The organism is Humidesulfovibrio sp. (assembly GCF_035560995.1).
Lineage (GTDB): Bacteria > Desulfobacterota > Desulfovibrionia > Desulfovibrionales > Desulfovibrionaceae > Humidesulfovibrio.
The window spans coordinates 1-3,522 of record NZ_DATMYK010000255.1 but is presented as its reverse complement, the minus strand read 5'-3'; the positions used below and the strand labels follow the sequence as shown (position 1 = coordinate 3,522).

Here is a 3,522-nt window from a genome sequence, read left to right as displayed (position 1 = left end):
GCATTGGGGTGATGACGCTGCCCCAAGGCCCAAGAACGCCCAGGCCCACCAGTTCGCGCGCCACGTCCATTGTGCTGGCGCAAGGGCCGCACAGCAGCACGCCGTCGCTGGCGAACGCTCCGGGCATGGATGAAATTTCGCCAAGGGCGGCCAGGTCGGCCCGCCACAGGGGGTGCGCCTCCGCCAACGCGGCAGCGGTGACGGGCTGCGCCAGTTCGGCAAGCCCATTGGAAAGCAGGAAGAAATCTCTGGGCATGGGTTCCTCGCCCCGGCAGGTCGGGCCTGTGGCGGCTTTCTTTCCGGCGCGCATGCTGCTAGCATGGCGCAATGCGCATACTTCTCGTTGGCGGGGCCGTTCGGAACATGCTCCTGGGGCTGCCCGCCAGGGACAGGGATTACCTTGTGCTTGATGCCACTGTCGAGGATTTCCTTGCCGCCCACCCCACGGCCAAGCCCGTGGGCAAGACCTTCCCGGTGTTCATCCTGGACCACCAGGAGTACAGCTTCGGCCGCGCGCAGACGCTGGAGCAAGACCTGACCCTGCGCGACTTCACCATCAACGCCATGGCCATGGACGATACGGGCCGCCTGTTCTGCCACCCCACGGCGCTGGAGGACCTGCAGGCCCGCGTGCTGCGCCCGGCCTCGGCCTCATCCCTGTCCGACGATCCCTTGCGCGCCATCCGCGCGGCCCGCTTCTGCGCGCAGATGCCGGGCCTGAGCGCCCACCCGGAACTCCTCGCGTCCATGCGCGGCGTGGCGGCCTCTGGCGCGCTGGCCGAACCCTATGCCGAGCGCGTGGGGCAGGAAGTGCAAAAGGCCCTGGCGGGCGAACGCCCGGGCGAGTTCCTGCGCCTGCTGGACCGCACCGGCTGCCTCCTGCCCTGGCTGGCGGAGCTTGACGGCGCGTCGGCCATTCCGGCCGGGCCGCCCCAGTACCACGACGCCAGCGTGCTGGAGCACACGGCGCGCGTGATGGACCGCCTGGCGGGCGACGCCATGAGCGTGTGGATGGCCCTGTGCCATGACCTGGGCAAGGTGACCACGCCTGCGGACATTCTGCCCCGCCACTACGGCCACGACCAGCGCGGCGAGGAATTGGCCATGGCCCTGGGCCAGCGCCTGCGCCTGCCCACACGGCTCATCAACGCCGGAGCCGACGCCGCCCGCTGGCACATGGTGGCCGGGAACTACCCGGAGCTCAAGGCCTCCACCCGCGTGGACCTGCTCACGCGCCTCAAAAGCCGCGGCGTGTTGCGCGAGATGTTCCGCCTGGAACTGGCCGACAAGAACCGCGACCACGGCGCACAGGTGCAGGCGGACCTTGCCGCCATCCTGGCCGTGAAGCTGCCGCCGGAGGACCGCGACCAGGGCGAACGCTCCGCCGAAAAACTGCGCGCCCTGCGCATCACAAGCCTGCTCCACGCCGCGCCTCGCGCATAGCCCCTGAGCGCCTCCTCCGCTCCGGCACCAGCCTCCGAAACAAAAACCGGAAAAATTCAGCGTTGCGTAACACGATTATCAGATTCGTCCTTGCAAAAGGTTTACGGATTCGGTAAGCACTCAACTGCGCAGCGCATCGTGAGCACATATCCGACTGCGGGCACAGGGCGGGACGCCGCGCCTGAAGGCCTCGCTCCGGCAACACGCACCCCCCAAGGAGGCTTTCAATGAAACGCGTCGCCCTTTGCCTGGCCCTTTTGCTCGGCATGTCCCAGGCAGCCCAGGCCCACTTCGGCATGGTCATCCCCTCCCAGAGCGTTGTGGAGGACAAGGCCAAAGCGAACATCGCCCTGAACGTGAGCTTCATCCACCCTATGGAGATGAACGGCATGGACATGGCCAAGCCGCTGGAATTCGCCGTGGTCTCCGCCGAGGGCAAGACCGACCTGCTGCCTGGCCTCAAGGAGGCCAAGGTGCTGGGGCACAAGGCCTGGCAGGGCGCCTTCGCCCCCAAGAAACCAGGCCTGTACACCTTCTACACCGTTCCCGCGCCCTACTGGGAGCCTGCGGAGGACAAGTTCATCCAGCACATCACCAAGGTGGCCGTGCCCGCCTTCGGCGACGAGGAAGGCTGGGACAAGCCCCTGGGCCTCAAGACCGAGATCGTGCCCCTGACCCGGCCCTTCGGCAACTATGCCGGGAACATCTTCAGCGGCCAGGTGCTGCTGGACGGCAAGCCTGTGGCGGGCTGCGAGGTCGAGGTTGAGTTCTACAACAAGGATAAAAAGTACACCGCGCCCAACGATCACATGAACACCCAGGTGGTGAAGACAGACGCAGGCGGCGTGTTCCACTTCGTGGCGCCTTGGGCCGGCTGGTGGGGCTTCGCCGCGCTGAACGACGCGTCCGAAACCATCAAAAAGGACGGCAAGGACAAAAAGATCGAACTCGGAGCCGTTATGTGGCTGGAGTTTGTTGCGCCCAAGACCGCAAAGAAGTAACACCAACCACGCGAAAGTATTCCGGGCGGGGCATTCCTCGCCCGGACATCGTCACTTAGTACTACACGAGGCCCATTGATGCACATCTCCGAAGGAGTCCTGTCCGCCCCCATCCTGCTCGCAGGCGCGGCCCTTGCCGCCGCAGGCACCTTCGTCGGCCTGCGCAAGCTGGACAACGAACGCCTGGTCACAGTGGCCATTCTCTCCGCCGCTTTCTTCGTGGGCTCGCTCATCCACATTCCCATCGGCCCCTCCAGCGCGCACCTTATTCTGAACGGCCTGCTGGGCGCGGTGCTGGGCTGGGCGAGCTTCCCGGCCATCCTGGTGGGCCTGCTGCTCCAGGCCGTGCTGTTCCAGTACGGCGGCCTTACCGCCCTGGGCGTCAACGCCTTCGACATGGCCGCACCGGCCGTGCTCTGCTCGGTCCTGTGCGGCCCGCTCTTGCGGCGCACCGGCCGCGCCCGCGCCTTGGGCGCCTTCCTCTGCGGCTCCCTGTCCGTGCTCCTGGCCGCAATCCTTACAGCCACGGCCTTAAGCCTTACGGACGAGGGCTTCGTGCAGGCCGCCACCACCCTGGTGCTGGCCCATATTCCGGTCATGCTCCTGGAAGGCGGCTTCACCATGCTGGTGGTGGGCTACCTGACCAAGACCATGCCCGAACTCTTTCAGACCCGGCTCGCGGCCTGACGGACGCAGGAACCCTCGGAGAAATGATGCACCGCCCTCTCGCCAAATCTTCCTGCGCCATGGCCCTGTGCCTGCTGTTCTGCCTGCTGTGGCCCGCCGCGGCCCTGGCCCACAAGGTCACGGTCTTCGCCTATGTGGACGGCCCGAACATCGTGGTGGACGCCTTCTACTCCAAGTCCAACAAGGTGAACAAAGGGACCATCACGGTCAAGAACGCCGCGAGCGGCGAGGAATACGCCCGCGCCGTGACGGACGAGGCCGGGGCCCTCGCCCTGCCCGTTCCGGCCAAGGCCGTCGCCGCCAAGGCCGACCTGCGCGTGCTGCTGGTCGCGGGCGAGGGACACCAGGACGAAATTCTGGTCAAGGCCTCGGAGTTCGCCGGGCTTTCGGC

General features: G+C 66.6%; 3 protein-coding genes and 2 pseudogenes. 4 read left to right on the top strand and 1 reads right to left on the bottom strand.

The annotated features are described in order from the left end of the window. A pseudogene (locus VN419_RS09965) lies at window positions 1-256 on the bottom strand (hypothetical protein); the annotation flags it as partial. A 71-nt stretch (window positions 257-327) separates the two neighbouring features. On the opposite strand from VN419_RS09965, the gene VN419_RS09960 reads away from it, so the two are divergent. From VN419_RS09960 to VN419_RS09945, 4 genes and pseudogenes are all read left to right on the top strand, one after another. Further along, window positions 328-1,443, top strand: coding sequence for an HD domain-containing protein (locus VN419_RS09960; RefSeq protein ID WP_325647035.1), 1,116 nt, complete (start codon window positions 328-330; stop codon window positions 1,441-1,443). Window positions 1,444-1,670: 227 nt separating this feature from the next. Further along, window positions 1,671-2,444 (top strand): DUF4198 domain-containing protein, encoded by a 774-nt coding sequence (locus VN419_RS09955; RefSeq protein ID WP_325647033.1) that lies wholly within the window; start codon window positions 1,671-1,673, stop codon window positions 2,442-2,444. A gap of 78 nt (window positions 2,445-2,522) precedes the next feature. Continuing rightward, the gene (gene cbiM / locus VN419_RS09950) at window positions 2,523-3,131 is read left to right on the top strand and encodes a cobalt transporter CbiM (protein WP_325647031.1); all 609 of its coding nucleotides are present in this window, start codon (window positions 2,523-2,525) and stop codon (window positions 3,129-3,131) included. Between the two features lie 26 nt (window positions 3,132-3,157). Beyond that, window positions 3,158-3,522, top strand: a pseudogene (locus VN419_RS09945) (hypothetical protein); the annotation flags it as partial.